The sequence below is a fragment of the Mycobacterium sp. E3339 genome (assembly GCF_001666915.1).
GTDB lineage: Bacteria > Actinomycetota > Actinomycetes > Mycobacteriales > Mycobacteriaceae > Mycobacterium.
Map to the genome: position 1 here is coordinate 1 of NZ_LZIZ01000189.1, position 25,743 is coordinate 25,743.

At 68.8% G+C, this 25,743-nt stretch carries 28 protein-coding genes and 1 pseudogene; 16 read left to right on the forward strand and 13 right to left on the reverse strand.

Features of this window, described 5'->3' with window-relative positions; all coding sequences use genetic code 11:
* Positions 1-42: 42 nt before the first annotated feature.
* From mmsB to A5702_RS17250, 3 genes are read right to left on the reverse strand one after another with little or no spacing between them, the layout of a single operon-like run.
* Entirely contained in the window at positions 43-927 is an 885-nt protein-coding gene (gene mmsB / locus A5702_RS17240; RefSeq protein WP_068222161.1) for a 3-hydroxyisobutyrate dehydrogenase, read from the reverse strand.
* A 12-nt stretch (positions 928-939) separates the two neighbouring features.
* Positions 940-2,100 carry an isobutyryl-CoA dehydrogenase gene (locus tag A5702_RS17245; RefSeq protein ID WP_055405467.1) on the reverse strand — a complete coding sequence of 387 codons (1,161 nt, stop codon included), beginning with the start codon at positions 2,098-2,100 and terminating at the stop codon, positions 940-942.
* A gap of 5 nt (positions 2,101-2,105) precedes the next feature.
* The gene (locus A5702_RS17250; RefSeq protein ID WP_067820094.1) at positions 2,106-3,626 is read right to left on the reverse strand and encodes a CoA-acylating methylmalonate-semialdehyde dehydrogenase; all 1,521 of its coding nucleotides are present in this window, start codon (positions 3,624-3,626) and stop codon (positions 2,106-2,108) included.
* A 111-nt stretch (positions 3,627-3,737) separates the two neighbouring features.
* Here A5702_RS17250 and A5702_RS17255 point away from each other — a divergent pair, with 111 nt between their 5' ends.
* The 6 genes from A5702_RS17255 to A5702_RS17280 are packed head-to-tail and all read left to right on the forward strand — an operon-like array spanning position 3,738 to position 8,179.
* Entirely contained in the window at positions 3,738-5,150 is a 1,413-nt protein-coding gene (locus A5702_RS17255) for an FAD/NAD(P)-binding protein (RefSeq protein ID WP_067820092.1), read from the forward strand.
* 44 nt (positions 5,151-5,194) lie between these two features.
* Positions 5,195-5,743: an RNA polymerase sigma factor gene (locus A5702_RS17260; RefSeq protein ID WP_055405464.1), complete on the forward strand. Its 549-nt coding sequence runs from the start codon at positions 5,195-5,197 to the stop codon at positions 5,741-5,743.
* Complete coding sequence (locus A5702_RS17265; protein WP_055405463.1) at positions 5,740-6,441, forward strand: Rieske (2Fe-2S) protein; 702 nt, start codon at positions 5,740-5,742, stop codon at positions 6,439-6,441. The genes A5702_RS17260 and A5702_RS17265 overlap by 4 nt, the downstream gene beginning before the upstream one ends.
* Before the next feature lie 30 nt (positions 6,442-6,471).
* The gene (locus A5702_RS17270) at positions 6,472-6,864 is read left to right on the forward strand and encodes a cupredoxin family copper-binding protein (protein WP_082956100.1); all 393 of its coding nucleotides are present in this window, start codon (positions 6,472-6,474) and stop codon (positions 6,862-6,864) included.
* A complete protein-coding gene (locus A5702_RS17275) occupies positions 6,861-7,781 on the forward strand; it encodes a metallophosphoesterase (protein ID WP_055405461.1) in 921 nt (306 codons plus the stop codon). Before A5702_RS17270 ends, A5702_RS17275 begins: the two co-directional genes overlap by 4 nt.
* Positions 7,778-8,179, forward strand: a complete 402-nt coding sequence (locus tag A5702_RS17280) for a hypothetical protein (protein WP_055405765.1) — start codon at positions 7,778-7,780, stop codon at positions 8,177-8,179. Before A5702_RS17275 ends, A5702_RS17280 begins: the two co-directional genes overlap by 4 nt.
* Here A5702_RS17280 and A5702_RS17285 read toward each other — a convergent pair.
* The 8 genes and pseudogenes from A5702_RS17285 to A5702_RS17320 form a co-directional block, all read right to left on the reverse strand.
* Entirely contained in the window at positions 8,139-9,278 is a 1,140-nt protein-coding gene (locus A5702_RS17285; RefSeq protein WP_055403397.1) for an acyltransferase, read from the reverse strand. The two genes, A5702_RS17280 and A5702_RS17285, sit on opposite strands and share 41 nt — an antisense overlap.
* 90 nt (positions 9,279-9,368) lie before the next feature.
* Positions 9,369-10,495 (reverse strand): annotated as a pseudogene (locus tag A5702_RS17290) (acyltransferase family protein).
* Positions 10,496-10,651: 156 nt separating this feature from the next.
* Positions 10,652-11,272: a dTDP-4-dehydrorhamnose 3,5-epimerase gene (gene rfbC / locus A5702_RS17295; protein WP_055403420.1), complete on the reverse strand. Its 621-nt coding sequence runs from the start codon at positions 11,270-11,272 to the stop codon at positions 10,652-10,654.
* A gap of 1 nt (position 11,273) precedes the next feature.
* Positions 11,274-12,269, reverse strand: coding sequence for a dTDP-glucose 4,6-dehydratase (gene rfbB / locus A5702_RS17300; RefSeq protein WP_055403398.1), 996 nt, complete (start codon positions 12,267-12,269; stop codon positions 11,274-11,276).
* A gap of 27 nt (positions 12,270-12,296) precedes the next feature.
* Entirely contained in the window at positions 12,297-13,163 is an 867-nt protein-coding gene (locus A5702_RS17305; RefSeq protein WP_055403399.1) for an LLM class F420-dependent oxidoreductase, read from the reverse strand.
* Between the two features lie 11 nt (positions 13,164-13,174).
* On the reverse strand, positions 13,175-14,020 hold the full coding sequence (locus tag A5702_RS17310; protein ID WP_046182367.1) for an LLM class F420-dependent oxidoreductase: 846 nt from the start codon (positions 14,018-14,020) through the stop codon (positions 13,175-13,177).
* Between the two features lie 29 nt (positions 14,021-14,049).
* Positions 14,050-15,525, reverse strand: coding sequence for an ATP-binding protein (locus A5702_RS17315; RefSeq protein WP_055403400.1), 1,476 nt, complete (start codon positions 15,523-15,525; stop codon positions 14,050-14,052).
* Positions 15,522-17,207 carry an FAD-dependent oxidoreductase gene (locus A5702_RS17320; protein WP_055403421.1) on the reverse strand — a complete coding sequence of 562 codons (1,686 nt, stop codon included), beginning with the start codon at positions 17,205-17,207 and terminating at the stop codon, positions 15,522-15,524. Before A5702_RS17320 ends, A5702_RS17315 begins: the two co-directional genes overlap by 4 nt.
* 272 nt (positions 17,208-17,479) lie before the next feature.
* Between A5702_RS17320 and infA the strand changes: the two genes are divergently transcribed.
* The 8 genes from infA to truA all read left to right on the forward strand — a co-directional run bounded on the left by infA (position 17,480) and on the right by truA (position 22,199).
* Positions 17,480-17,701, forward strand: a complete 222-nt coding sequence (infA, locus tag A5702_RS17325; RefSeq protein WP_003418601.1) for a translation initiation factor IF-1 — start codon at positions 17,480-17,482, stop codon at positions 17,699-17,701.
* Between the two features lie 38 nt (positions 17,702-17,739).
* Positions 17,740-17,853, forward strand: coding sequence for a 50S ribosomal protein L36 (rpmJ, locus tag A5702_RS25830; RefSeq protein ID WP_003879483.1), 114 nt, complete (start codon positions 17,740-17,742; stop codon positions 17,851-17,853).
* 160 nt (positions 17,854-18,013) lie between these two features.
* Positions 18,014-18,388, forward strand: a complete 375-nt coding sequence (gene rpsM / locus A5702_RS17330; RefSeq protein ID WP_007167900.1) for a 30S ribosomal protein S13 — start codon at positions 18,014-18,016, stop codon at positions 18,386-18,388.
* A 6-nt stretch (positions 18,389-18,394) separates the two neighbouring features.
* Positions 18,395-18,811, forward strand: coding sequence for a 30S ribosomal protein S11 (gene rpsK, locus A5702_RS17335; protein WP_046182344.1), 417 nt, complete (start codon positions 18,395-18,397; stop codon positions 18,809-18,811).
* An 11-nt stretch (positions 18,812-18,822) separates the two neighbouring features.
* Entirely contained in the window at positions 18,823-19,428 is a 606-nt protein-coding gene (gene rpsD / locus A5702_RS17340) for a 30S ribosomal protein S4 (RefSeq protein ID WP_055403401.1), read from the forward strand.
* 130 nt (positions 19,429-19,558) lie between these two features.
* Positions 19,559-20,602: a DNA-directed RNA polymerase subunit alpha gene (locus A5702_RS17345; protein WP_055403402.1), complete on the forward strand. Its 1,044-nt coding sequence runs from the start codon at positions 19,559-19,561 to the stop codon at positions 20,600-20,602.
* A gap of 114 nt (positions 20,603-20,716) precedes the next feature.
* The gene (gene rplQ / locus A5702_RS17350; protein WP_055403403.1) at positions 20,717-21,364 is read left to right on the forward strand and encodes a 50S ribosomal protein L17; all 648 of its coding nucleotides are present in this window, start codon (positions 20,717-20,719) and stop codon (positions 21,362-21,364) included.
* Positions 21,351-22,199, forward strand: coding sequence for a tRNA pseudouridine(38-40) synthase TruA (truA, locus tag A5702_RS17355; protein ID WP_197281252.1), 849 nt, complete (start codon positions 21,351-21,353; stop codon positions 22,197-22,199). The genes rplQ and truA overlap by 14 nt, the downstream gene beginning before the upstream one ends.
* Here truA and A5702_RS17360 read toward each other — a convergent pair.
* The gene (locus A5702_RS17360; protein ID WP_055403405.1) at positions 22,196-22,816 is read right to left on the reverse strand and encodes a cutinase family protein; all 621 of its coding nucleotides are present in this window, start codon (positions 22,814-22,816) and stop codon (positions 22,196-22,198) included. The genes truA and A5702_RS17360 overlap by 4 nt on opposite strands.
* Positions 22,817-22,873: 57 nt before the next feature.
* Entirely contained in the window at positions 22,874-23,713 is an 840-nt protein-coding gene (locus tag A5702_RS17365; RefSeq protein WP_068222167.1) for a cutinase family protein, read from the reverse strand.
* Between the two features lie 119 nt (positions 23,714-23,832).
* On the opposite strand from A5702_RS17365, the gene eccB reads away from it, so the two are divergent.
* Positions 23,833-25,203, forward strand: a complete 1,371-nt coding sequence (gene eccB, locus A5702_RS17370; protein ID WP_068222170.1) for a type VII secretion protein EccB — start codon at positions 23,833-23,835, stop codon at positions 25,201-25,203.
* A 221-nt stretch (positions 25,204-25,424) separates the two neighbouring features.
* Positions 25,425-25,721, forward strand: a complete 297-nt coding sequence (locus A5702_RS26425) for a hypothetical protein (protein ID WP_156349556.1) — start codon at positions 25,425-25,427, stop codon at positions 25,719-25,721.
* The last annotated feature ends 22 nt before the right edge of the window (positions 25,722-25,743 follow it).

Consider the following 25,743-nt stretch of genomic DNA (forward strand, 5'->3'; position numbering starts at 1 on the left):
GTGCGATTTTCCGCCGTCAGTTCACGCTCGGCGCGCTGAGTTTCAGCCTTCGCGCAGCATCTCGATGACCGCGCTGAAGTCCTTGTCGGCGTGGTCCGCCGCGAACTCGGCGTAGATCTCGGCGGCGTGGCGGCCCAGCGGCGCCGAGGAGCCCGTCGAGCTCACGGCGTCCATGGCCAGGCCCAGGTCCTTGTTCATCAGCGCGGTCGCGAAACCCGGCTTGAAGTCGTTGTTGGCCGGCGAGGTCGGCACCGGACCGGGCACCGGGCAGTTGGTGTGCACGGCCCAGCAGTTGCCGGTCGCGCCGGTGATGACGTCAAACAAAGACTGCGCGGACAGCCCGAGCTTCTCGGCCAGGACGAACGCCTCGCCGATTGCGATCTGCTGCACCGCCAGCACCATGTTGTTGCACACCTTGGCGGCCTGCCCGGCGCCGGCGGCGCCGCAGTGAATCACCTTGCCCGCCATGGGTTCCAGCACCGGCCGGGCGCGCTCCAGGGCCTCCGCATCGCCGCCCACCATGAACGCCAGCGTGCCGGCGACCGCGCCCTTCACCCCGCCGGAGACGGGCGCGTCCAGCTGCGCCATGGCGTGCCCGGTGGCCAGCGCGTGCACCTCGCGGGCGTCGTTGACCGAGATCGTCGAGCTGTCGATGAACAGCGCGCCCGCCCGCGCGGCGGGCAGCACCTCGGCGTAGCAGCGCTTGACGATGTCGCCGCTGGGCAGCATGGTGATCACCACGTCGGCGTCGGCCACCGCGTCGGCGGCGGTGTCGAATCCGGTGACGCCGGTCTCGACCGCCGCGGACAACGCCGCCGGAACGGGGTCGTACCCGCGCACCGCATGCTTGACCGCGACCAGGTTCGTCGCCATCGGGCCGCCCATGTGGCCCAGGCCCAGGAAGGCCACCGTCAGGTGCTCGGTCATCTGACCGCCTTTCTACGCGCTCGCGCGCACTCGCGAGGCCTCGGCGCGGCCGATGACCACCCGCATGATCTCGTTGGTCCCTTCCAGGATGCGGTGCACCCGCAGATCGCGAACGATCTTCTCGAGACCGTACTCGCGCAGGTAGCCGTAGCCGCCGTGCAGCTGCAGGGCCTTGTCGGCCACCTCGAAGCAGGTGTCGGTGACGTAGCGCTTGGCCATCGCGCACAGCTCGACCTTGTCCGGATCGTCGTTGTCCAGCGCATCCGCGGCCCGCCACAACATCATTCGCGACGTCTGAAGCCCGGTGGCCATGTCGGCCAGGGTGAACCGGACGGTGGGCTCGTCGAGCAGGGACTTGCCGAACGCCGCGCGTTCACGCACGTAGGCGCCCGCCTTGTCGAAGGCGGATTGCGCGCCGCCCAGCGAGCACGCCGCGATGTTGAGCCGGCCGCCGTTGAGGCCGTTCATCGCGATGCCGAAGCCGGCGCCCTCGCCGTCGGCGCCGCCCAGCATGGCCTCGGCCGGCACCCGCACCCCCTCGAGGATCACCTGCGCGGTCGGCTGGGCGTGCCAGCCCATCTTCTCCTCGAGCGCGCCGAAACTCAGCCCCTTGGCGCCCTTTTCGATGACGAAGGCCGAGATGCCGCGCGGGCCGTCACCGCCCGTCCTGGCCATCACCACGTAGACGTCCGATGCCCCGGCGCCGGAGATGAACTGCTTGACGCCGTCGAGGACGTAGTCGCCGCCCTCGCGGACGGCGCGGGTGCTCAACGCGCTGGCATCCGACCCGGCGCCCGGCTCGGTGAGGCAGTAGCTGGCGATGGCGTCCATCGCGGCCAGCCGCGGCACCCAGGCCTTGCGCTGTTCGGCGGTGCCGAAGCTGTCGATCATCCACGCGCACATGTTGTGGATGGACAGGAAGGCGGCGGTGACCGGGTCGGCGATGGCCAGCTGCTCGAAGATGCGGACGCCGTCGAGCCGGCGCAGCCCGCTGCCGCCGACGTCCTCGCGGCAATAGATGGCGGCCATGCCGAGCTCGGCGGACTCGCGCAGCACGTCGGTCGGAAAGTGCTTGGTCGCGTCCCAATCCAGCGCGTGCGGGGCGATTCGTTTGGCGGCGAACGCGGCAGCCGTCTCGGTGATGACCCGCTCGTCGTCGTTCAGGGTGAACATGGCGCCTAATCCATTGTCGGGATCACGAATTCGGCGCCGTCCTTGATGCCGGACGGCCACCGCGACGTGACGGTCTTGACCTTGGTGTAGAACTGGATCGACGCCGGGCCGTGCTGGTTGAGGTCGCCGAAACCGGAGCGCTTCCAGCCGCCGAAGGTGTGGTAGGCCACCGGAACCGGGATCGGGACGTTCACGCCGACCATGCCCACCTGCACCCGGGACACGAAGTCGCGGGCGGCGTCGCCGTCGCGGGTGAACACCGCCACGCCGTTGCCGTACTCGTGCTCCGACGGCAGTCGCAGCGCCTCTTCGTAATCGTGGGCGCGCACGATGCACAGCACCGGGCCGAAGATCTCGTCGGTGTAGATCGACATGTCGGGGGTGACGTGGTCGAAAAGCGTTGGGCCGATGAAGAATCCACCCTCGAGGCTGGCGTCCCCGTACGCGAGGTCGTCACTGGACCGCTCGCGGCCGTCGATCACCAGCTCGGCGCCCGCCTCCACGCCCTGGCCGATGTAGTCGCGCACCCGCGCCAGCGCGGCATCGGTGACCAGCGGGCCGTAGTCGGCCTTCGGGTCCAGGCTGTGGCCGACGCGCAGGTTGTTGATCCGGTCGATCAGCCTGGCGCGCAGCCGGTTCGCGGTCTGCTCGCCGACCGGCACCGCCACGCTGATCGCCATGCAGCGTTCGCCGGCGCTGCCATAACCGGCGCCGATCAGCGCGTCGACGGCCTGGTCGAGGTCCGCGTCGGGCATCACGATCATGTGGTTCTTGGCGCCGCCGAAACACTGCGCGCGCTTGCCGGTCGCCGCAGCGGTCGAATAGATGTACTGGGCGATGTCGGAGCTGCCGACGAAACCCACCGCCTGGATGTTGCGGTGGTGCAGGATGGCGTCGACGGCCTCCTTGTCGCCGTGGACGACCTGGAAGACGCCGGGCGGCAGGCCGGCCTCCAGGAACAGCTCGGCCAGCCGCACCGGGACCGACGGGTCGCGCTCGCTGGGCTTGAGCACGAACGCGTTGCCACAGGCCAGCGCCGGTCCGGCCTTCCACAGCGGGATCATGGCCGGGAAGTTGAACGGGGTGATGCCCGCGACCACCCCCAGCGGCTGGCGCAGCGAGTAGACGTCGATCCCGGGACCCGCGCCTTCGGTGTACTCGCCCTTGAGCAGGTGCGGGATGCCGATGGCGAACTCGATGACCTCGATCCCGCGCTGGATGTCGCCGCGCGCGTCGGCCAGCGTCTTGCCGTGCTCGAGGGACAGCATTTCGGCGAGCTCGTCCATGTGGTCGTTGACCAGCTCGATGAAGCGCATCATCACCCGGGCGCGGCGCTGCGGATTCCATGCCGCCCAACCTTTTTGGGCCTCGACGGCCGAGGCCACCGCGGCGTCGACGTCGGCTTGGCCGGCCATCGGCACCTGCGCCTGCACCTCCCCGGTGCTGGGGTTGAAGACGTCGGCGGTGCGGGCGGACTGGCCGGGGGTGCGCTGCCCGTCGATGAAGTGGGGGATCTGTGTGGTCATGGTGTCCTCGGGTTCGTGCGCGCAGGAGAGGCGGATACTTGGATATCCTAGTAACTGCCGCCGGGCGTCGCAAGAACGGGTGGCCAGGGGGCGCGCGTAGCCTTCAGGCGTATGCACACCATCGAGGCGGATTACCTGGTGGTCGGCGCGGGCGCCATGGGCATGGCGTTCGTCGACACCCTGGTGACCGAGACGGACGCCCGCGTGGTGTTGGTCGACCGCCACCACCAGCCGGGCGGCCACTGGACCATGGCCTACCCCTTCGTCCGGCTGCACCAGCCCTCGGCGTTCTACGGCGTCAACTCGCTGCCGCTGGGCGGCGACTCGATCGACCAAATCGGCTGGAACCAAGGGCTTTACGAGCTGGCGACGGCCGGCGAGGTGTGCGCCTACTACGACCACGTGCTGCGCCAGCAGCTGCTGCCCAGCGGGCGGCTCAGCTACTTCCCGATGAGCGAATACCTCGGAGCCGGCCGCTTCACCACGCTCGCCGGTGCCGAGTACACGGTCGACGCGCGCCGCACCGTCGACGCCACCTACATGCGGGTGACGGTGCCCGCCATGCGCCCGCCGCCGTATGAGGTGGCCGACGGCGTCACCTGCGTGTCGCCCAACGAGCTGCCCAGGCTGGGCCCGCATCGGCGCTACGTGATCGTCGGGGCCGGCAAGACCGGCATCGACACCTGCCTGTGGCTGCTCGGCCAGGGCGTCGCGCCGGACCGGCTGACCTGGATCATGCCCCGCGACTCGTGGCTGCTGGACCGCGCCGCCATGCAGCCCGGGGCGTTGTTCGCCGACCAAATCAAGGCCAGCTTCATCGCGCAGCTGCGCGCCATCAGCGACGCCGTGTCGGTCGACGACCTGTTCTCGCGCCTCGAGGAATCCGGCGGCCTGTTGCGGCTAGATCCCGCGGTCCGGCCGACCATGTATCGCTGCGCCACCGTCACCCGGCTCGAGCTCGAGCAACTGCAGCGCATTCGCGACGTGGTGCGGATGGGCCACCTGCTGCGCGTCGAGGCGGACCGGATGGTGCTCGACGGCGGCGTCCTGGCCCGCGACGGACGCGCGCTGTACATCGACTGCACCGCCGACGGCGCCGAAAAGCGGCCCGCCACGCCCATTTTCGATGCCGGCCGGATCACGCTGCAAAGCGTGCGCGGATGCCAACAGATCTTCAGCGCCGCGCTGACCGCCCACGTCGAGGCCGCCTACGCCGACGACGAGGTGAAAAACGAGCTGTGCGTGCCGTTGCCGCATCCCGACACCGACACCGACTACCTGCGACTGGCGCAGGCCGACTACGCCAACCAGCTGCGCTGGCTCGACGACCCGGACTTGACCGCCTGGATGTCCGGGGCGCGCCTGGACCTGTTCGGCCACCTGATCGGCCACCTGCTGCCGCCTGCGTCGGCCAAGCCGCGGGTGCGTGAGCGCCTCCTGGGCATCGCCAAGTCGGTGTTCGCGGCGACCGCCAGCAAACTCGACGAACTGCTGAGTGAACAAACCTCACTGGCCGCACCGTGATTCCGGTGTAACCCGGCTCGATATTCATCGGGTGGAGGAGGCACGTGGCGGCACAAAGCGAACCCGTCAAACGGCCGCTGCGGGCGGTGCCCGACAGCGGATTTGACGCCGGCTATCCCGACTGGGAGGCCGTTTACACCGACAACGCGTCCTGGGTGTACCGCACGCTGTACGCCCGGGTGGGCAACCGGGCCGACGCCGAGGACCTCACCGCGGAGGTCTTCCTGGCCGCGCTGCGGCCGCTGCGGCTGACCGCGAGCGTCGGCGAGGTGCGTGCGTACCTGCGCGTCACCGCGCGCACGGTGCTGGCCGCGCATTGGCGGGAGACCCTGGGTCGGGAGATAACCTCGATCGACGACATCGAGCAACCACCGGACAGCGAGGAGGCGATCAGCACGGCGCCGCAGCGTGTCGCCCAGGTTCTGGACAACCTGCCGGACCGGTACCGGCAGATCCTGGAACTGCGCTTCCTGCAAGGTCATTCGATCAAGGACTCCGCCGCGCGCCTGGGCGTCAGCGTCGCCAACGCCAAGGTGCTCCAGCACCGCGCTCTGCGCCTGGCGGCGCAGGTCAACGATGGGGGCCCGTCATGAACGCGCGAGGACTGCGCCGGTACGTCGACGACCTGCTGCGGGGCCGGCGGCCCAGGCCGTTCGCCCCCGACGATTTCGAGGCGGCGCAGCTGCGCACGGCGATCGAATTGCGCGCGGCCGGGCGCCGCGGCGAGACCCCGCGCCCGGAATTCCTCGACGACCTGCATCGCCGCCTCGCCGAGCAGCTGTCCGACGCCCCGCCGGAAGCGGCGCGCACGCACAGCAGCACGCGCCGGCAGGTCATCGTCGGCACCTCGGCCGCCGCGGCCGCCGCGGTCACCGCGGTGTCCATAGACCGGGCCGTGCTCGCCGGTGAGCCCACCGCGGTCCCCGCCGCCGACAACGCGCCGCTCACGCCCAACGCCGGAACCTGGCAGCGGGTGGCGGCCAGCTCGCAGGTGCCCGACGGGGTCATGCACCCCTTCGACCTCGGGTCGGTCAGCGGGTTCGTCCGCCGCGTCGACGGCAAGCCGCAGGCCGTGTCCGGGGTGTGCACCCACCAGGGCTGCCGGCTGTGGTTCGACGCGCCCGACGACACGTTGCGCTGCCCCTGTCATTCGACATCCTTCGCTCCCAGCGGGCAGGTGCTCACCCATCAGCTACCGATCGCCCCAAAGCCGTTGCCCCCCTTGCTGGTCCGCGAGGTCGACGGCAACATCGAGGTGTTCGCGCCCGCCCGGCCCGACCAGCCCGCCTGAGCGGTGTAACCCGCCGCCCTATTCCTGGGCATGACGCTTGCAAAACATTCGGCGGTCGCGCTGGCCGCCGAGGCGCTGCTGGCGGGTTGCTCGGCCGCGCGGCCCGCCACCGGCTCCAGCCCCACCATGTCCATGGGTTCGATGTCGGCGTCCGCGCCGGCCGCCCCGGTGAGCGGCAACCAGGTCAACATCGACGGCTTCGCGTTCGCGCCCACCACGCTGACCGTCCCGGTGGGCACCACCGTCACGTGGACCAACCGCGACGAAGAGCCGCACACGGTGGCCGCCAGCGACGGGTCGTTCCACTCGCCGGGGATGGGGACGGGGGCCACCTTCACCCACACCTTCACCGACGCCGGGACGTTCGACTACGTCTGTTCCATCCACCCGATGATGCGCGGGACGGTGGTGGTGACGCGATGAACCCGAACATGAGCCGCCGCCAGCTGATGCGGCACACGGCGTGGTTCGGGGCGGCGGTCGGGTTCGCCGTCGTCGGCGGCGAGGTGATCTCGCATGTCGCCGGCGCATCGGCCGCCGAGCACGCGCACGCGCGGCCCAGCCTGCGATTCGCACAGGTCAGTGACAGCCACATCGGGTTCACCGGCGCGCCCAACCCGGACGTCACCGGGACGTTCGGCCACGCGATCGACCAGATCAACAACCTCGGCTACACACCGGATTTCGTGGTGCACACCGGTGACCTCACACACCTGTCCAGCCCCGAGCAGTTCGACCAGGCGAAGCAGATGATGAGTGCCTTGAAGACGCCGCACGTGTTCACCGTGCCCGGGGAGCACGATTCGGTCGACGACGCGGGGCAGAAATACCGGAGCGCCTTCGGTGCGGGCTCGGTCGGCGATGGCTGGTACAGCTTCGACATCGCAGGCGTTCACGTGATCGCACTGGTCAACACGTTGAACCTGCGCAAGCTCGGGCATCTGGGCACCGATCAGCTGGAGTTCGTGCAGAAGGACGTCGCGCGGCTGTCGAGCGACACCCCGATCATCGTGTTCAGCCACATCCCGCTGTTCGCGATGTACCCCGACTGGGGGTGGGGCACCGACGACGCGACCCAGGCCCTGTCCTACCTGCGCCGGTTCTCCTCGGTCACCTGCCTCAACGGGCATGTGCACCAACTGTTTTCCAAGACCGAGGGCAACGTGACGTTCTACAGCGGGACCACGACCGCGTACCCGCTGCCGCGACCCGGCGACGGCCCGGCGCCCAAGCCGGTCACCCTGCCCGCCGGCAAGCTTCGCGACGCGCTCGGCGTCCGCGAGGTGAGCTACACCCAGGGCGAAACCACCCTGGCGCTGAAAGAACGGACGTTGCAATGACTCTGCTGATCCGCATCGGCCTGGCCGCGTCACTGGCGGTCGGCGGCGCCTGCCACGCCTATCTGTATGTCCATGGCTACCGCCACATCCCGGACATCGGCGCCGCCTTCCTGGTCCAGGCCAGCGCGTCGTTCGCCATCGCGCTGCTGGTGCTGGTCGGCGGGCCCGCGTGGCTGCGCTGGGCCGGCGCGGCCCTGGCGGGCGGCTCGCTGGTCGCGTTCGCGTTATCGAGAACCGTTGGGCTGAACGGCTTTTTGGAGCGGGGCTGGGAACCCGCGCCGTACGCCGCGCTCAGCGTGGGAGCGGAGGCGCTGACCGTGCTGCTGTGGGCGTTGTCGGTGAAGTGGCGGCCGCTGGCTAGGCGGTATCCGGAACCTCCGGAGTTGGCTTCGGCGTAGCCCGGTCCGCCGCGACGGCATCGGGGGGCGCCTCGGCCTCGGAGAGCTCGGCGTTGGCGCCGGACCACTTCCGCTTGAGGCGCGATTTGAGCCGCTGCGCCGGCTTCTCCACCAGGAACCAGCTTCCCGCGGCCAGCGGCAGGGTGGCGGCCGTCGAAATCACGAAGTAGATCAACGGATTCAGCCAGATCAACCCGCAGATGGCCAGCAGCTGCTGGGTGGGGAACGCGTAGATGTACACGCCGTAGGACAGGTCGGTGCGCAGCCGCAGCCGCCGGTGCTTGAGCAGGATGCCGGAGACCACCACCGCGTACGCCAGCGGCAGGGCGCCGACCACGCGGTAGTCGGGCAGCTGGCTGGACGCCAGCACGATCACCACGCTGACCGCGACGAGCGACCAACGGGCCGGAATCACGTCCTTCCATTGGTACAGCAGGGCGCCGGCCGAAAACGTAAGGGCGGAGCGGACAGCGAGCTGGGGGATGGTCCACACCCCGGGGTAGGTGAGCGGCGGCAACACCAGCGCGCCCAGCGTCGCCAGTATCAGGATCGCGGGCGACACCCAGCGGCGGTTGGCCAGGCCGACCAGGCCGATGATGGCAACGATGATGTAGCACATGAATTCCCAGATGAGGGACCACAGCGAAGCGTTCCATCCGCCCGCGTCGGGGATCCCCTTCGGGGTGTCGCCGACGAAGTGATGCAGGTAGATCAAGGCGCTGTTTTTCCAGATGTACTCGAGCGGCGCGCTGGAGAACAGCAGTTTCGTGGGCGACCCACCCTGGATCGCCACGCTGATCGGGGCGAAGGCTAACGCGGTGACGAGCAGGCAGACGTAGAAGCCGGGAAAAATGCGCAGGGCGCGGGCCGTGAAATAGTCACGGGCCCGCGGGTCGTTGAGCCAGCTCGCCGTGATCAGGAAGCCCGAGATCGCGAAGAAGCCGTCGACGCCCACGGAGAACAACAGCTGGAGCGTCGGCGCCGGTGGCATGCGGCCCGTCACCGGGAAGGAGTGCCACAAGATGACCTCGGCCGCCAGGCCTAGCCGAAAAGCGTTCAGCGCGTTCCTTCGCGGATCGAACACCTGCCCGAGGTTCATCGGTCTCCACCCCTCGTCCGCCGCCAAAGCTGTCCGCGGCATCCTATGCCACGCCGCCCAGGGGCGTTCGGCTTTTCGGCCGTTCGGCGACTAGTGCGCCATACCTCGGAAGTCCGGCGGCAGCACGACCAGCGGCTGCTTCCCCGCGCCGGACCGCTTCGGTGCGAAGCGGTGTTTGAGCGATCGCGCGGGCTTTTCGACCAGGAACCAGCTCGCGAAGGCGAGCGGCACGGTGGCGACCGACACCACGCTGAAGATCAGCAGTCTGTTCGTGTTGAAAAGCCCGGAAACGGCCAGCAACTGCTGAACCGGATACGCGTAGATGTACATGCCGTACGAGATGTCCGTCCGCAGCCGCAGGCGCCGGTGTTGCAGTAGCGTGCCCGAGACCACGATGGCGTAGGCCAGCGGAACGGCGGCGATCACCCGGTAATCCGGCAACCGGCCCGCCAGGATGACGACGACAACGCTGACCGCGACGAGCGACCAGCGGGCGGGAATGGCGTCTCGCCATTGGTACAGCAGCGCCCCGGCCGAAAACATGATCGCGGTGCGGCAGGCCAGGAAGATCAGCGCGGTGCGCGCGTCGCCGCCGGGGTGATGCAAGACCTCGGGAAAGGTGATGGCCGGCATCAGCAGCGCACCGACGGTCGCCAGCGCCAGTATCGCGGGGGAGACCCATCGGCGGCTGGCCAGTCCCACCACGCCGATCACCCCGACGATCAGGTAACACATCACCTCCCAGATGAGCGACCACAGGGAGGCGTCCCAGTCGCCGGCATCGGGAATTCCGGTCGGTGTGCCGCCGACATCGAATTTCACGAACGCCACCGCCGCGTTCTTGAGGACGTATTCGAGCGGCGCGCCGGAAAGGATGAGTTGAACGGGCGAACCGCCCCGGATCGCCACGCCGACGGGGGCGATGAGGAACGCGGTGACGAGCAGGCAGACGTAAAACCCGGGCAGGATACGCAGGGCCCGGGCCACGAAATAGTCGCGGACGTTTGGGTTGTTCAACCAGCTCGCGGTGATGAGGAAGCCGGAGATCGCGAAGAAGCCGTCAACCCCTATCGAAAAAAAAGTTGGAGGAACGTCCTGTTTGACGGGATGGGGCCGTTGAGCGAAAAGACGTGCCAAAAGATGACTTCGCCCGCCAGCGCCAGCCGCCACGCGTTTAGTGCATTGTTTCGCGGATCGAACACTTGCCCGAGTTTCATCCGCCTGCCTTTCGTCGGCACACGTTGTAACGGCGCCATCCTAACCAGACAGAACAGCAGAAAGGTAGGCCTAATGTGCCCCGAACAAACCCGGCGTAGCGAACGGCCGGCAGATCCATACCCCGCGAAATCTTCCGCCGTCGAGGCGCGCCCGCGTTATTGGGCGTCGAATTTGCGGCGCAAACCCTCGACGAACGCCTGGGTATCGGCCCAACCAGGCAATAGGCCGGCGGCGCGCACCTCTTCGAAAGTCGGGGCCGCGGCGTCGCGGGCGGAAAGCGTCGGTGGTGCGCCGTCGACCAGCGGCCATTCGATGCCCAGCGCCGGATCGGTCGGGCAAATGGTGTGCTCGCGCCCGGGGCTGTATTCGGCCGAGCACAGATACATCACCGTGGAATTGTCCTGCAGGGCGAGAAAGCCGTGCGCCAGGCCTTCGGAGATATAGATCGATTTGTGCTCCAGGTCGTCGAGCAACACGGAGTCCCACTGGCCGAAGGTGGGCGAGCCTTCGCGGATGTCGACCACCACATCGAATACCGAACCCGACACGCAGGTCACGTACTTGGCCTGGCTCGGCGGAAGTTGGGCGAAATGCAGGCCCCGCAGCACGCCGGCCGACGACACCGAGCAATTGGCTTGCGCGACGTCGAAGCGGTGACCCGCGAATGCGGTGAAGTCGTGATCGGTCAGCCACTCGAACAACAGGCCGCGAGAGTCGCCGTGCAGGGTCGGGGTGATCTCCCACGTCCCCGGTATGTCGAGCTCACGAACTTTCATCTCACTGACCACGTCCTTCGTAGCGGGCTTCCGCGGCGTCCTTCAAAGGGCGCCACCAGGATTCGTTGGCACGATACCAATCGATGGTTGAGCTCAACCCCTCCTCGAAATCGGTATGCTTTGGCGCCCAACAGAGTTCGTCGTACAACGTCGAGGGGTCGATCGCGTAGCGCAGGTCGTGGCCGACCCGGTCGGTCACGTGGTCGAAGTCGTCGGGGTCGCGGCCCATCATCTTCAGCAGTGTGCGCAGCACGGTCAGGTTGTCGCGCTCGCCCTCGGAGCTGATCAGGTACGTCCGGCCGATCTCGCCCTGTTCCAGGATGCGCCGCACGGCGCTGTTGTGGTCGTCGACGTGGATCCAGTCGCGGACGTTGGCGCCGCTGCCGTACAGCTTGGGCCGCCGGCCGGTGAGGATGTTGGTGATCTGTCGCGGGATGAACTTCTCCACGTGCTGATACGGCCCGTAATTGTTGGAGCAGTTCGAGATCGTGGCCCGCACGCCATACGAGCGTACCCACGCCCGCACCAGCATGTCGGCGCCGGCCTTGGTCGCCGAGTACGGGCTCGAGGGGTTGTAGGGCGTCGACTCGGTGAACCGGTGGGGGTCGTCGAGCTCCAGGTCGCCGTAGACCTCGTCGGTCGAAATGTGGTGCAGCCGCACGCCGTGGCGCCGCACCGCCTCCAGGATGGTGAACGTGCCGACCACGTTGGTGTGCAGGAAGGGCCCCGGGTCGTCCAGCGCGTTGTCCACGTGGCTCTCCGCGGCGAAGTGCACCACCGCGTCGGACTCGGCGACCAGCTTCGAGACCAGCTCGGCGTCGCAGATGTCGCCCACCACCAGGCGGATGGCGTCCTCGACGTCGGCCAGCGACTCGCGCCGGCCGGCGTAGGTCATGGCGTCGAGCACGGTCACCGAGTCCTCGGGGTGCTCGCGCACGGTGCTGTGCACGAAATTCGCGCCGATGAACCCAGCGCCGCCGGTGACCAGTAACCGCATGGTGCAAACCCTAACCGAGCGGCTCGATCAGCTTGTGCGAGTCAGCCCCAGCGGTCCGGCCAATTCGCTCAGCGCCGAAATCACCGCGTCGTCGCCGGCGGCGTCCAGCACCTGGACGGCGACGTGGTCGGCCCCGGCGTCGCAGTGTTCGCGCAGCCGTTGCGCGATGGCCTCCGGGGTGCCGTAGGCGACCACCGCGTCGATCAGCTTGTCGCTGCCCGGCTTGCGGACGTCGGCCTCGCTGAAGCCGAGCCGCAGCCAGTTGTTCACGTAGTTGCTCAGGTCCAGGTAGAAGTCGGCGTACCGGCGGCCGACCGCGCGGGCCTCCTCCGGGTCGGTGGTGAGCACCACCTTGTGTTCCGGCGCCAGGAACACGGAGTTGCCGACCAGTTCGCGGGCCTTCGCGGTGTGTTCCGGGGTGGTCAGGTAAGGGTGCGCGCCGGCGCTGCGCCGCGCGGCCAACTGCAACACGCGCGGCCCGAGCGCCGCGAGCACCCGGCGGCTGGTCGGCACCATCGCCGCGTCGAGCTCGTCGAGGTAGGAGACCAGCGCGTCGTACGGCTTGACGTACTCCTGGGTGTGCTCGGGATGCCCGACGCCCACCCCCAGCAAAAACCTTCCGGGATAAGCGCTTTCGATGCGCTTGAAGGACTCGGCGACGGCCTGCGCGGGCGCGGTCCAGATGTTGACGATCCCGGTGGCCAGTTGCAGCGACGTCGTCCGCTCCAGGGCCGGTTCGACCCAGGACAGGTCGGCGTCCGGGGAACCGCCGACCCAGGCGGCGCCGTAGCCCAGCGACTCGATCCGCTCGGCCAGTTCGGGGGTGATGGAGCGCCCCGGCAGCCATACGCCGAATTGGCCCAGGTCGGGTTTCAGTGCTGCGGCGCCGGTCATCTACGTCCCCCTTATGCGTTCAATCCGAGCGGCCCCGCCAATTCGGCCAGCGCCGAGACAAGGTTGTCATCCTTCGTCAGCACCTGCACGGGCACGTGGTCGGCGCCGGCGTCGAGGTGCTCCTTCAGCCGGGCCGCGATGGCCTCGGGGGTGCCGTAGGCCACCACCGCGTCCACCAGGCGGTCGCTGCCCGGTTTGGTGACTTCCTCGTCGGTGAAGCCGAGCCGCTTCCAGCTGTTGCGGTAGTTGGCGAGCTGGAAATAGATGTCGAGCGCCCGCCGGCCGACCGCGCGCGCCTTCTCGGCGTCGGTGGTCAGCACCGCCTTGTGCTCGGGCGCCAGGAACGCCGACGGGCCGATCAGCTCGCGGGCGTGCGCGGTGTGCTCGGGGGTGGTGAGGTACGGGTGGGCCCCGGCGGCGCGCTCGGCCGACAGCTTGAGGACGCGCGGGCCCAGCGCGGCCACCACGCGGCGGTTGGCGGGCACCCCGTAGTCGTCGAGCTGCTGCAGGTACTCCGTCAGCGCGTCGTAGGGCTTGCGGTACTCGGTGTGCGCCTCGGGATGGCCGACGCCGATGCCGAGCAGGAACCGGCCCGGATAGGCCTTGTCGATGCGGTGGAACGATTCGGCCACCGGCTTGGCGGGTGCGGTCCAGATGTTGACGATGCCCGTGGCCACCTGCAGGGTGGTCGTCGCCTCGAGGATGGGCTCGACCCAGGCCAGCTCGGCCGGCGGTGAACCGCCCACCCAGACGGCCCCGTAGCCCAGGGCTTCGATGTCTTTGGCTTGTTGGGGCGTGACGCCGCGTCCGAACGATCCGAACCGGCCAAGATTGGGCTTGCTCGCTGCATCGGTCATGGTCGTTCCCAACCCGCCGGCGCAGGCCGCTATTCCGGGTCCAGCGAACTCGCGTCGGGGGGCGGCGGCTCCAGCGGCAGCAGCACGATGAACCGGGTGTCGCCGGGGACCGATTCCACCCGCAGGTCGCCGCGATGTTTCTTCACGACGATGTTGAACGCCAGATCGAGCCCCAGGCCGGTGCCCTGGCCGAAGGGCTTGGTGGTGAAGAACGGCTCGAAGATGTGCTCGCGGACGTCCTCGGGCACCCCCGGACCGGTGTCGCAGATCTCGACGCGGACCATGCTCTCGCCTTCGCGGCAGGTGCGGATGGTCAGCGTGCCGCCCGCATCACCCATCGCGGCGATCGCGTTGTCGATGATGTTGGTCCACACCTGATTGAGATCGCCTGGGTAGCAAGGGATTTCGGGAATCGATTTGTCGAAGTCCTTGGCCACCTGCACGGCGGCGTCGCGGCCCAGCCGGTCGGCGAACATCACCAGCGTGCTGCGCAGCAGATCGTGGATGTCGGCCACCTGGAAGGGGGCCCGGTCCATCTGCGAATACTGCTTGGCGTCGGCGACCAGGGCCGAAATCCGTTTGCTCGCTTCCAGGATCTGGTTCAGCAGCAGCTCGCCCTCGACGGTGTAGGTCAGCCAGCGGATGGCTTTCTCCAGCGACGTCGACGCGCCGAGCTCCTCGGTGGCCGCGGCGATGCGTTCCAGCCAATCGGTGTCGATGCCGCCCTCGACGAAGGTCGGGGCGATGTCCCAGCCGCCCTCGATGTCGTGTTCCTCGAGCCATTCGCCGACGGCGTCCTCCAGGTCGGCCGTCTCGATCGCGGTCAGGTTCGTCGACGCCGACTTGGCGACCTGGGCCGCGACCTCCTCCTGCAGGCGCACCAGCGCGCGCAGCGCCTCCGGGCTGACGGTGCCGTCGGCGAGCATCGCGAGCTTCTGGCGCATGCCGGCGACTCGCTGCCGCAGCTCCGACGCGGCGCGCACGGTGGCCGCGGCCGGATTGTTCAGCTGGTGGGTCAGCCCGGCCGACAGCCGGCCCAGCGCCAGCAGCTTCTCCCGGTTGTCGATGATCCGGCGGGTGCGGTCGGTGCCGACGGCGATGCCGTCGAGCAGGTGCACCGCCATTGGGAACTGGTCCTTCATGAACTGGGCGAACACCGGCGCGTCCATCACGAAGAACCGGGAGGGCTTGGTCACGTGCACCGAGGCGTCGTAGCTCTTCTGTTTGCCGCCGGTGAACGCCCGCCAGGCCCCGCAGTAGACGCCGCGCTGCGAGGTGCGGTTGGTTTCGATGTCCTGGCCGCCGGACAGCTTCGACATGGTCAGCTCGCCCTCGATCAGGACGTAGAAGCAGGTCGCCGGCTCACCCTCGACGCAGATGGGTCCCGGCTCGTAGTTCTCGATGTGCCCGTTGCTGCACAGCACCGCCAGCTGCTCGTCGCTGAGCGCCTCGAAGAGGAACAGGCTGCGCAGCTCGTCGGGCTCGCACGGGGTCTTGGCGGTCACGATTCGGCCAGGTAGCGGTGCACCAGCATGACGGCCATCGACCCCTCGCCGACCGCGGCCGCGACGCGCTTGGCGGACTCGGCGCGCACGTCGCCGGTGGCGAACACCCCCGGCACGCTGGTCTCGAGGTGGTGCGGCGGGCGGTCCAGCGTCCAGCCGCACACGTTGCGCAGGTCCGGTCCGGTGAGCACGAAGCCGTGGTCGTCGCGGGCGAGCACCCCGTCCAGCCACTCGGTGCGCGGGGCGGCGCCGATGAAGATGAACATCCGCGCGCAGGTGACGTCCTCGGTCTCCCCGGTCCGGTTGTCGACCAGGGTCAGCCGCTCCAGGTGGTCCGCTCCGACGGCGCGGCGCACCTCGGTGCAGGTGCGCACGGTGATGTTGGGCCGCTGCTCGATCTGCTGGATCAGGTAGTAGGACATCGAGGCGTCCAGCGACGGCGCGCGCACCACGATGGTCACCGACTTGGCCTCGCGGGACAGGTACATCGCGGCCTGGCCGGCGGAGTTGGCCCCGCCGACGACGTAGACCTCCTCGCCCGCGCATTCCGACGCGATGGAGACCGCCGCGCCGTAGTAGACGCCCTTGCCGGTCAGCTCGCCACAGCCTTCCGCCGGGAGCTGGCGGTAGGCGACGCCGGTGGCCAGGATGACGGCGTGCGCGTCGATGGAGCCGCCGTCGGCGAACCGCACGGTGCGCTTGGGGCCGTTGACCTCCAGCGCGGTGGCGGTGCGGGCGGTGATCAGCTCGGCGCCGAACTTCTCGGCCTGCCGGCGGGCGCGGTCGGCCAGCTGGCCGCCGGACACCCCGTCGGGGAAGCCGAGGTAGTTCTCGATCCGCGAGCTCTGGCCCGCCTGGCCGCCGGTCGCGGTGCGCTCGATGAGCACCGTGCGCAGCCCCTCGGACGCGCCGTAGACCGCGGCGGCCAGGCCGGCCGGGCCGCCGCCGATGACGATCAGGTCGTAGAACTCCTGCGACGGCGTGGTGGTCAGGCCCAGGGTGTCGGCCAGCTGCGCGTCGGTGGGCTCGACCAGGGTGTCGCCGCGCTCGGTGACGACGACGGGCAGACGCAGGCCGTCCTCGCCGGCGGCCGTGAGCAGCCGCTCGCCGTCGGGCTCGTCCGCCATGAACCAGGAGTAGTGCAGGCCGTTGCGGGCCAGGAAGTCGCGCACCTGCCAGGACCGCTCCGACCAGCGGTGCCCGATCACCTTGGTGTGCGGGATCGGGTGCTCGGGGGACGCCCGCCAGGCGTCCAGCAGCCCGTCGATGACGGGGTAGAACTTCTCCTGCGGCGGATCCCACGGCTTGAGCAGGTAGTGGTCGAGGTCGACGACGTTGATCGCGTCGATGGCGGCGTGGGTGTCGGCGTAGGCGGTGAGCAGCACGCGGCGCGCCGCCGGGTACAGGTCCATCGCCCGCTCGAGGAATTCGATGCCGCTCATCTGCGGCATCCGGTAGTCGGCGATCAGCACCGCGACCGTCTCACCGCGCAGCTTGAGCTCCTTGAGCGTCTCCAGCGCGTCGGGGCCCGACTCGGCGCGCACGATCCGGTGCCGGTCGCCGTACTGGCGGCGCAGATCGCGGGCGACCGCGCGGGAGACCGAGGGATCGTCGTCGACGGTCAGCAGGACCGGCTTGCGAGGCTGGGTGGATGGTTCTGCGGGACTCGCGGGACTCGTCATCGGATTCAAGTATGCCCTCGTCAGGGCCCTGACGGCAGGTCGAGGCGGCGCTTTGCCGGCCCGGCGGATTACGCTGCTGGCGATTTTGGGTCAGGCGCCTGACCAGGTATCGTGGGACAACGGTGCGTCATCCGCGCCGACTTTTTGCGTGCCCTGTCCTAGGAATTCCTGGAATTTCCTGCCCTTGGCTCACGTTTCTAGTCGGGCGAATGCTGCGCCGATATGGGCGCACTCAAGGATACGAAACCAAAGACGAGGATTGCTGAAGATATATGGCCAAGAAGGACGGTGCCATAGAGGTCGAGGGCCGCGTGGTCGAGCCCCTGCCCAATGCGATGTTCCGCATTGAGCTGGAGAACGGACACAAGGTGCTCGCCCACATCAGCGGCAAGATGCGGCAGCACTACATCCGCATCCTGCCCGAGGACCGGGTGGTGGTGGAGCTGTCTCCGTACGACCTGTCCCGGGGCCGCATCGTGTACCGGTACAAGTAAGCCCGACCAGACAACGAGAAGAACAGGATCGAACAGCCGTGAAGGTGAACCCGAGCGTCAAGCCAATCTGTGACAAGTGCAGGGTGATCCGTCGGCATGGGCGGGTCATGGTGATCTGCTCCGATCCGCGCCACAAGCAGCGTCAGGGCTGACCCGAAGCGCTTGCCACACAACTGAATGCAGACCTCCCAGCACCACTGAGCGGATAGGCCGTTCATCACGCCCGGAACGGAGGCCGGGCCCCGCCCCAAACTTTGGAGCGGGAACGGGCTGGGATCAGACCTCCGCATAGAAAAAGAGGAAACGCCACCTATGGCTCGACTAGTAGGCGTCGATCTCCCGCGCGACAAGCGGATGGAGATCGCGCTGACGTACATCTTCGGCGTCGGCCGCACCCGGTCGAACGAGATCCTGGCAGCGACGGGGATCGACAAGGACCTGCGCACCAGGGACCTGACCGACGACCAGCTGACCCACTTGCGTGACTACATCGAAGCGAACCTCAAGGTTGAGGGCGACCTGCGCCGCGAGGTGCAGGCCGACATTCGCCGCAAGATCGAGATCGGCTGCTACCAGGGCCTGCGGCACCGCCGCGGCCTGCCGGTGCGCGGCCAGCGGACCAAGACCAATGCGCGCACCCGCAAGGGCCCGAAGCGCACCATCGCCGGCAAGAAGAAGGCCAGGTAATCGCCCATGCCACCAGCCAAGAAGGCAGCCTCTGCGCCCAAGAAGGGGCAGAAGACCCGCAAGCGGGAAAAGAAGAACATCCCGCACGGCGCCGCCCACATCAAGAGCACGTTCAACAACACGATCGTGAGCATCACCGACCCCCAGGGCAACGTCATCGCCTGGGCGTCGTCGGGTCACGTCGGCTTCAAGGGTTCGAGGAAGTCGACCCCGTTCGCCGCGCAGCTCGCCGCCGAGAACGCCGCGCGCAAGGCGCAGGAGCACGGTGTGCGCAAGGTCGACGTGTTCGTGAAGGGCCCGGGTTCGGGCCGGGAGACGGCGATCCGCTCGCTGCAGGCCGCGGGCCTCGAGGTCGGCGCGATCTCCGACGTCACCCCGCAGCCCCACAACGGCTGCCGTCCGCCGAAGCGCAGAAGGGTCTAGGAACAAGGATCATGGCTCGTTACACCGGACCCATCACCCGCAAGTCGCGCCGGCTGCGCACCGACCTCGTCGGTGGCGACCAGGCGTTCGAGAAGCGCCCCTACCCGCCCGGCCAGCACGGCCGCGCGCGGATCAAGGAGAGCGAATACCTGCTGCAGCTGCAGGAGAAGCAGAAGGCCCGTTTCACCTACGGCGTCATGGAAAAGCAGTTCCGCCGCTACTACGAAGAGGCCAACCGCGTCTCCGGCAAGACCGGTGAGAACCTGCTGCGCATCCTGGAAAGCCGGCTGGACAACGTCATCTACCGCGCCGGGCTCGCCCGCACGCGCCGGATGGCCCGCCAGCTGGTCAGCCACGGCCACTTCAGCGTCAACGGCGTGCACGTCAACGTGCCCAGCTACCGGGTGTCGCAGTACGACATCATCGACGTGCGCGAGGGCTCGCTGAACACCGTGCCGTTCCAGATCGCGCGGGAGACGGCGGGCGACCGCCCGATCCCGAGCTGGCTGCAGGTGGTCGGGGAGCGCCAGCGCATCCTGATCCACCAGCTGCCCGAGCGGGCGCAGATCGACGTGCCGCTCACCGAGCAGCTGATCGTCGAGTTCTACTCGAAGTAAGACTCCCCGCGCTGAACCCGGCGCAGGGCTGCGACGATCGCAAGCGCGGTGAAGCCGGGCGCGGCGGGTCGGAGCGGACAACACAGTCGGCATCAAATAGCGGGTGCCGAGAAGGAGAAGAAGAAACACCATGCTGATCTCTCAGCGACCCACCCTGTCGGAGGAAGTCCTCACCGACAACCGCTCGCAGTTCGTCATCGAGCCCCTGGAGCCCGGATTCGGTTACACCCTGGGCAATTCGCTGCGGCGCACGCTGCTGTCGTCGATTCCCGGCGCGGCCGTCACCAGCATCCGCATCGACGGCGTGCTGCACGAGTTCACCACCGTCGCCGGGGTGAAGGAAGACGTCACCGCGATCATCCTGAACCTCAAGGGCCTGGTGGTGTCCTCGGAGGAGGACGAGCCGGTCACCATGTACCTGCGCAAGCAGGGCCCGGGCGCGGTCACCGCGGGTGACATCGTGCCGCCCGCCGGTGTGACGGTGCACAACCCCGACATGCACATCGCCACGCTGAACGACAAGGGCAAGCTCGAGGTCGAGCTGGTCGTCGAGCGGGGCCGCGGCTACGTGCCGGCGGTGCAGAACCGCGCCTCGGGTGCCGAAATCGGCCGCATCCCGGTCGATTCCATCTACTCGCCGGTGCTCAAGGTCACCTACAAGGTCGACGCGACCCGTGTCGAGCAGCGCACCGACTTCGACAAGCTGATCCTGGACGTCGAGACCAAGAGCTCCATCACCCCGCGCGACGCGCTGGCGTCGGCCGGTAAGACCCTGGTCGAATTGTTCGGTCTGGCACGCGAACTCAACGTCGAGGCCGAGGGCATCGAGATCGGGCCGTCGCCGGCTGAGGCCGACCACATCGCCTCGTTCGCGCTGCCCATCGACGACCTGGACCTGACGGTGCGGTCGTACAACTGCCTCAAGCGCGAGGGTGTGCACACCGTCGGCGAGCTGGTCAGCCGCACCGAGTCCGACCTGCTGGACATCCGCAACTTCGGTCAGAAGTCCATCGACGAGGTGAAGGTCAAGCTGCACCAGCTGGGTCTGTCGCTCAAGGACAGCCCGCCGAGCTTCGACCCGTCGCAGGTGGCCGGGTACGACGTGGCCACCGGCACCTGGTCCACCGAGGGCGCCTACGACGACCAGGACTACGCGGAAACCGAACAGCTTTAATCAGTCCGGTGACGATGCGGCCGTGCAGCGGCCGCTGAGGAACCGGACACAACTAAAGACGTCCGTCCCGGCCCTACCTGATACGGGGGTCGGCCCCACTTAGGAGATAGTGCAATGCCCAAGCCCACCAAGGGTCCTCGCCTCGGCGGGTCGTCTTCGCACCAGAAGGCGCTGCTGGCCAACCTGGCCACGTCGCTGTTCGAGCACAACCAGATCAAGACGACCGAACCGAAGGCGCGCGCGTTGCGGCCGTATGCCGAAAAGCTGATCACGCACGCGAAAAAGGGCACGCTGCACAATCGTCGTGAGGTTCTCAAGAAGATCCGCGACAAGGACGTCGTGCACAAGCTGTTCGAGGAGATCGGGCCGTTCTTCGCCGACCGCAACGGCGGCTACACCCGCATCATCAAGGTGGAGCCGCGCAAGGGCGACAACGCCCCGATGGCGGTGATCCAGCTGGTGCTGGAGAAGACGGTGACCTCGGAGGCCGAACGGGCGCGCCGGACCAAGACGCCCAAGAAGGCGCCGGTTGCGGCGGCGGCGGCACCTCAGGCGGCGGTCGAGCCTTCCGAAGCCGTCGGCCCGACGGCCGAGGAGGCGACCGAGACCGAGGCCAAGGAGACGCCGGAGGCTTCGGAGTCCACCGAGGCTTCGGAGGCGACCGAGGCCGAGGCCGCCGCCGAGGAAAAGCACGACGAGGCCATCGAGGCACGCGCCGAGGCGGAGAAGGCCGAAGAGGCCGACGAGGCTGACGAGAGTTAACGATCACGTCCGTCTGCGGCTCGACATCGCCTATGACGGAACGGAATTCGCGGGCTGGGCCGCTCAGGCCGGCCAGCGCACCGTGGCCGGGATTCTCGACGAGGCGCTGACCACCCTGTTCCGCACGCCGGTTCGGCTGCGCGCCGCCGGGCGCACCGACACCGGTGTGCACGCCACCGGGCAGGTGGCCCACCTCGACGTGCCGCTGGACGCGCTGCCGAACGCCTATCCGCGCTCGCCGCTCGGCGAGCCGGAGTTCCGGCCGCTGGTGCGCCGGCTCGGCCGGTTCCTGCCTACCGACGTCCGAGTGCTCGATATCGCCCGCGCCCCAGCGGGTTTCGACGCCCGGTTCTCGGCGCTGCGGCGCCACTACGTGTACCGGCTCTCCACGGCGCCCTACGGGGCGCAGCCGCAGCAGGCGCGCTACGTCACCGCGTGGCCGCGCCCGCTGGACGTCGACGCGATGGCCGCGGCGTCGCGAGAGCTGGTGGGGCTGCACGACTTCGCCGGGTTCTGCCGGCACCGACCCAACGCCACCACCATCCGCGACCTGCAGCGCTTCGACTGGGCGCGCGACGGCGACCTGATCACCGCGCACGTCACCGCCGACGCGTTCTGCTGGTCGATGGTGCGCTCACTGGTCGGGGCGCTGCTGGCCGTCGGCGAACACCGCCGACCGGCGTCGTGGTGTCGCGAATTGCTCAGCGCCACAAGCCGTTCCAGCGACTACGCGGCCGCGCCGGCGCACGGGCTGACGCTGGTGCGCGTCGACTATCCGCCGGACGACCAGCTGGAGGCGCGCAACCTGATCACCCGGGACCTGCGCACCCGCTAAACCTTGGCGGCGACGAAACGCGCGGCCTGGTTCGTCAGGCCCGGCACGTAGCTCAGGTGCGCCGCCCACTGGGTGCCGCCCGAGCAGATCGGATCGCCGGGGTTGCACAGGTCGATGGTCTTGCCGCCGAATTCCGGTGTCAGTGCGCTCATCAGCTGGCCGGCGCGGCCGGACGGATTGCCGAACAGCGCGACGGCGGCCACGTGATCGGCGGCCGCGGCCGGCAAAGGCTGGCGAAATCCCAGCCCGGACACCGGTGCGGCCGTGACGATGTCGACCACCGCGGCGCCCTGCGAGTAGCCGCCGAGCACCAGCTTGGTGTTGGGGCAGTTGCCGGCCATCTGCTGGATGTGATTGCTCGCGTCGTTGGCGCCGTCGGCGGCGGCCAGGAAGTCCTTGTTGGCCGGGTAGTTCACCCCATAGGAGCCAACGCTTTTGGAAGTCTGCTGGCGCAGCGCGTTGACGAACGCCCCGCCGACCTTGCCGACACCCGGCGGTTCGTCGGTGCCGCGGGCGAATACCACCTCAACGCCGGGGCACGAGGCGAACGCTTGCGGAAGCAGTTGCGGAGCAACCACTATCGCGCCTCCCGCGAGCAGTCCGGCGCCCAGCGTCAACGGAATAAGCCTCACCCCACGATGTTAGGGGCGCGATGATCGCGGGCCGGTAACGATTCAGACGAGAGGAGCTTGCGGAGTCACCGTGTCGGGCGCGGCCGGAGCCGGAGCGGTCCCGCCGTGGATCGACGGCGGGGAGCCGGGCGGGGTCTGCCCGTTCACCGGCGACGGCGTGCTGCCCGGAACCGGACCCAGCGGCGGTCCGAAGCCGGGAACCGACTGGCCGGTGCCGGCCAGCAGCTTGGAGGCGACGAACGCGGCGGCCTGCGTGGTGTACACCGGAACGTAACCCTCGGTGTGCCCGCTCCACTCGTTGCCCGGGCCGGCGTGGCAGATCGGGTCGTTGGGATTGCACAGGTCGATCGCCTTGGAGCCCAGCAGCGCGCTCTGGCTGGGCAGCGTGCCGCCGGCGCGGTCGGCCACGTCGCCGAAGGTGGCGACGGCCGCGATGTTGGGGGCGTACTGCGCCGGCAGCGAGTTGCCCCAGTTGATGCCGCCGATCGGCACGCCGGCCACGATGTCCATCACCGACGCGCCCTGCGAGTAGCCGCCCAGCACGATCTTGGTGTTCGGGCAGGTCTCGACGCTCTTCTTGACGCGGTCGATGGTGTCGTTGGCGCCGTCACCGCCGTGCAGCTGCAGCTTGCTGGCCGCGTAGTTCACCCCGTAGGGGAGGATGTTCAGGTGGGTCTGCTCGCGCAGCGAGTCCACGAAGGCGTCGCCCACCCGGCCCAGGCCGGGCGGCTCGTTGGTGCCGCGGGCAAAGATGACCTCGACGTCCGGGCAGTCAAATGCGGAGGCCGTCGGCGTCGCAGCGGGGGATACGAGCAGGCCGGCGGCGGTGACCACTGCAGAAACCCCCGGGCCCACCCAGCGACCTAAGCGGTGGGAAAACACGCCGTAACTTTACCTACCCTAAGCACGGTTCGAAAGTTCGCTGGCCTGTGGATCAATTAAGCGGCCGCGCGGCCGGCCGCTTTACCGTGTGCCCAGGAAGTACGGGGGTTGGGGGATCAGTGCCGGGTCGGCCGACCACGTGGCTGCACGTCAGCGGTCACCGATTTCTGCTGCGTCGTGCCGAGTGCGCGTTGCTGGGTGGGGATATCCACACGCTCAGCGCACGCTCGCCCTCGTCAGGGGCGGCGCTGACGGCCGGGTGCGCGCTGGCGGCTATCGCCGTCGCGGTGGCTGGGCTCGCTGGTTTGCTGCGGCCACGGGTGGCGCTGGACGAGGCCCAACTGGTGATGGGGCGGGAATCCGGTGCGCTTTACGTGCGGGTGGGCGATACCTGGCACCCGGTGCCGAACCTGGCATCCGCGCGGCTGGTCGTGGGGACGGCGGCCAGCCCCCGATCGGCACCCGAGGCCGACCTGGCGCGGGCCAAACGCGGCCCGCTGCTGGGCATCCCGGGCGCGCCGCAGCTCATCGGCGAACCGTTGCCGGCGGCCGACTCGGGCTGGACGATCTGCGATACGGAAGGCCCCGGCGCGACGACGGTGATCGCGGGGCGCACTGACGAAACGCCGGTCCGCCGCCTGGGCGCTGGGCAAGCCACCCTGGTCGCGGCCGGCCCGGGTTCGCCGACTTACTTGCTCTACGACGGGCAGCGGGCCCTGGTGGACGTCACCGACGCCGCGGTGGTGCGCGCGCTCCGGCTCGACGGGCGCGCACCGCGCCGCGTCTCGCCCGCGTTGCTGGATGCGATCCCGGAGGCGGCGCCGATCAGGACGCCGAGGGTGCGCGGCGCCGGCGGAAGGGCGGCTGCGTTGCCCGGATTTGCGGTGGGCAGTGTGGTGCGCGTCACACAAGCGGGCGGTGACGAGTATTACGCGGTGCTTGCCGACGGCGTCCAGCGCATCGGGCAGGTGGCCGCCGACCTCCTGCGCTTCGGCAACTCCCAGGGCACGGCCACCGTCGTGGCGGTGGCGCCCGACGCGATCCGCTCCGCCCCGATCAACGACGCGCTGCCGGTGGCCGGCTTCCCCGAGCGGGCGCCGACGCTTTCGGACGACGTCAGCGCGTTGTGTGTCTCCTGGCCGGTTGTGCCGCCCGGCGAACCCGGCGTCACGTTATCGGTCGGCAGTGGGCTGCCGCTCCCGCCGGGTCGGCCGCCGATGTCTTTGGCGCAGGCCGACGGCCCCGGGCCCGCCCTGGACGCCGTGTACGTGCCGCCCGGGCGGAGCGCCTACGTGCGGGCCGGCGCGCGCTATTTGGTCACCGACTCCGGGGTGCGCTTCGCGATTCACGACGACGACGCCGCACACGACCTCGGACTGCCGGCGGCGATCCCGGCGCCGTGGCCGGTCCTGGCCCTGCTCCCCGCTGGGCCGGAGCTGAGCAGAGAGAAGGCGTCAATCCCCCGCGACTCCGTCACGGGCTCCCCGTAGTGAGTCACCACCCTTGCCGTGTAGACGCCTGTGCCCCATCATTCGGCCGGCCAACGCTTTCAGCATGGCGGGTCGGAAACGTGGCCCACGCCATCGCGCCGCATTTCATGCACAGCCGTGCGTCGCTGACTACATCAACCTGTCGGCGTGGGCCGTACACTTTCCACATACTTGCCGATTCACTCGACGTAGCGGGTCGAGGTTTGAGAGAGGCGGACGCTATGGGTGTTCAGTCAAGTGCGCACTTCGGGGTAGAGGGACAGAGCCGCGAGGACGCATTGGCCGAGATGCGCGCCTGCCTCGAAGGATTCGAGAAGGAACGGTATGGGGTGTCACAGTTGCGGGTTGAAATCGGTGACGGTGACAGCGTTTTGATCAATCTGGTGATGGTCAGCGACGACGTTGTGGATGCGGATGCGGATGCTGCCGCTGCAGCTGCGGCGATCATCGAGGTTCTCCGTGGTTCTCCACACAGTTCACATTGGCGAGAGCGGCAGCGGGAATTGACGCTCGCCTAGTCGAAGCGCTGGGTCAGTACCT